This window comes from Phytobacter sp. V69, from assembly GCF_965644215.1.
In the GTDB taxonomy this organism is placed as follows: domain Bacteria; phylum Pseudomonadota; class Gammaproteobacteria; order Enterobacterales; family Enterobacteriaceae; genus Phytobacter.
In genome coordinates this window covers 1-3,159 of sequence record NZ_CBFFRL010000332.1, presented here as the reverse complement: position 1 = coordinate 3,159, position 3,159 = coordinate 1, and the positions used below count along the sequence as shown (strand labels likewise).

At 52.8% G+C, this 3,159-nt stretch carries 2 protein-coding genes and 1 pseudogene; all 3 read left to right on the top strand.

Going from position 1 to position 3,159, the window contains the following annotated elements; translation table 11 throughout:
• Positions 1–159: 159 nt before the first annotated feature.
• The gene (locus tag ACSZPU_RS24615; protein WP_499004201.1) at positions 160–465 is read left to right on the top strand and encodes a DUF1161 domain-containing protein; all 306 of its coding nucleotides are present in this window, start codon (positions 160–162) and stop codon (positions 463–465) included.
• Between the two features lie 154 nt (positions 466–619).
• Positions 620–3,057: pseudogene (gene ynfE / locus ACSZPU_RS24610) on the top strand (selenate/tellurate reductase subunit YnfE).
• 10 nt (positions 3,058–3,067) lie between these two features.
• The coding region (locus ACSZPU_RS24605; RefSeq protein ID WP_164981162.1) for a 4Fe-4S binding protein at positions 3,068–3,159 on the top strand (92 nt) is incomplete at its 3' end.

Below are 3,159 nucleotides of genomic sequence, written 5' to 3'. Positions count from 1 at the left end.
TATCGGTAGTTAACCCTTCCTCCTACACTCTCCACAATCATGTCCGAGCGTTGCACTTATTATCTGAATTCGCGTCATTCCTATTTAATGAGCAGATTTACCTGAGACTTACATGTCAACTGCTACGCTTTAACATTGTTAATATATAAGGAGTCGCAAATGAAACATTCTCTTTGGTTAGGTGCACTTTTGTTCATCGGTTCGGCATCCGCATGGGCCGCTCCGGATTCCTGCGAAAAGGTAAAAAGTGATATACAACAAAAGATTATAAATAATGGCGTGCCTGAATCCGGCTTTACGCTAACGATTGAGCCCAACGATCAAAATAGCGCGCCGGGTGCGCAAGTTGTGGGTCACTGCGCTAATGATAGCTGGAAAATTCTTTATACCCGCACGCGCGGAAGCGGAAATGCGCAATCCGGTGAAATAACACCACAAGAAAGCGAAAAACCCGCCGCGCAATAAATCCATTTCCCTAAAAAAATAATGGGGATTAACATTCTTCTTGATCCCCATTAAGATTTTCCTACCTCCATTTGAGTAGCATCTCCTCATAGTTAGCCTGCTCGTAATCTCAGCGAGTAATTTCTTTTTATTATAATTTATAACGGAGTGAGCTATGTCGAATGTCGAGAGTAGTGGCGGAATCAGCCGACGAACACTCGTAAAATCAACGGCGCTGGGTTCGCTGGCGCTGGCGGCTGGCAGTTTTTCTCTTCCTTTTGGCATGCGGACCGCTGCTGCTGCAGTTCAAAGCGTCATGCAGCCCGCAGAAGATAAAGTTGTGTGGGGTGCCTGCTCCGTCAACTGTGGTAGCCGCTGTGCGCTGCGTTCTCACGTGCGTGATAACGAAGTCTACTGGGTCGAGACCGATAACACCGGGGATGATGTTTACGGTAATCACCAGGTTCGCGCCTGCCTGCGTGGCCGTTCCATCCGCCGTCGCATCAACCACCCGGATCGTCTGAACTATCCGATGAAACGCGTGGGCAAACGCGGCGAAGGCAAATTTGAACGTATCTCCTGGGATGAAGCGCTGAACACCATCGCCGACAGCCTGAAAGGAACGGTCGAGAAATACGGTAACGAGGCGGTATACATCAACTACTCCTCCGGTATCGTTGGTGGCAACATCACCCGCTCTTCTCCCTCGGCTTCTATTATTGCCCGCCTGATGGCTATTTACGGCGGCTTCCTCGGCCAGTATGGTACTACAGTACCGCGCAAATCGCCTACGCAATGCCGTACACCTACGGCTCCAATGAAGGCAACAGCACCTCAGACATCGAAAACAGCAAACTGGTGGTGATGTTTGGCAACAACCCGGCCGAGACCCGTATGAGCGGCGGCGGCATTACATACTTCCTGTAGCAGGCGCGCGAACGCTCCAATGCGCGGATGATCGTTATTGACCCGCGTTATACCGATACCGCCGCCGGGCGTGAAGATGAGTGGGTCCCGATTCGTCCGGGTACCGATGCGGCGCTGGTGGCTGGCATCGCCTGGGTGCTGATTAACGAAAACATGGTCGATCAGCCGTTCCTTGATAAGTACTGTGTCGGATACGACGAGAAAACCCTTCCGGAAGGCGCGCCTGCCAATGGTCACTACAAAGCCTATATTCTGGGCCAGGGCGACGACGGTATTGCCAAAACGCCGCAGTGGGCCTCGGCCGTGACTGGTATTCCGGTTGACCGCATTGTGAAACTGGCGCGTGAAATTGGCCAAACCAAACCGGCCTATATCTGCCAGGGCTGGGGGCCGCAGCGTCAGGCGAACGGTGAGCTGACTTCCCGCGCTATCGCCATGCTGCCAATCCTGACCGGTAACGTCGGTATCAACGGCGGCAACAGCGGCGCGCGCGAGTCCACCTATAACATCACCATCGAACGTATGCCGATGCCGGATAACCCGGTGAAAACCAAAATCTCCTGTTTCACCTGGACCGATGCTATCGAGCGCGGTACCGAGATGACGGCAACCCGCGATGGCGTTCAGGGCAAAGACAAGCTCGACGTACCGATTAAATTTATCTGGAACTATGCCGGTAACACCATCACCAACCAGCACGGCGACATCAACCACACCCATGACGTTTTACAGGACGACAAGAAATGCGAAATGATTGTCGTCATCGAGAACTTTATGACCTCCTCGGCGATGTATGCCGATATCCTGCTGCCTGATTTAATGACCGTAGAGCAGGAAGATATAATCCCGAACGACTACGCCGGGAACATGGGGTATCTGATCTTTATTCAGCCGGTCACCGCGCCGAAATTCGAGCGCAAACCGATTTACTGGATAACCAGCGAAATCGCCAAACGCCTTGGGCCGGATATCTACCAAAAATTTACCGAAGGGCGTACCCAGGAAGAGTGGCTTAAGTATCTGTACGCCAAAATGCTGGCGAAAGATCCGAAGCTACCCTCCTATGAAGAACTCAAAAAAATGGGGATTTACAAACGTAAAGACCCGGCCGGGCACTATGTTGCCTATAAAAAATTCCGTGACGACCCGCAGGCCAACCCGCTGAAAACGCCATCAGGCAAAATTGAAATTTACTCCAGCGATTTAGCCAAAATCGCCAGCACCTGGGAAATCCCGAAAGACGAAGTGATCAGCCCCCTGCTGGTTTACGCCTCCACGCCGGAAGGCTGGGATGACCCGTCGCGCAATAAATATCCGCTGCAGTTGTTCGGCTTCCACTACAAAGCCCGTACCCACTCCAGCTACGGTAACGTCGATATCCTCGCCGCAGCCTGTCGTCAGGAAGTGTGGATCAACCCGATTGACGCGCAAAAACGCGGCATTGCCAACGGCGATATGGTTCGCGTATTCAACGGACGCGGCGAAGTACGCATTGCCGCCAAAGTGACACCGCGCATCATGCCGGGAGTGAGCGCCATGGGCCAGGGTGCCTGGCACAACGCCGATATGAAAGGCGATCGCGTCGACCATGGCGGTTGCATGAACACACTGACCACCCATCGCCCGTCACCGCTGGCGAAAGGTAACCCGCAGCACACCAACCTTGTCGAAATCGAAAAGGTTTAAGGAGTAGCCGATGACCACTCAATACGGATTTTTTATCGACTCCGCGCGCTGCACCGGCTGCAAAACCTGTGAGCTTGCGTGTAAGGATTACAAGAACTTAAC

Bases quoted from the DNA above. Each gene is read 5' to 3' on its own strand.
- ACSZPU_RS24615 (WP_499004201.1), top strand. From the start codon at position 160: ATGAAACATTCTCTTTGGTTAGGTGCACTTTTGTTCATCGGTTCGGCA.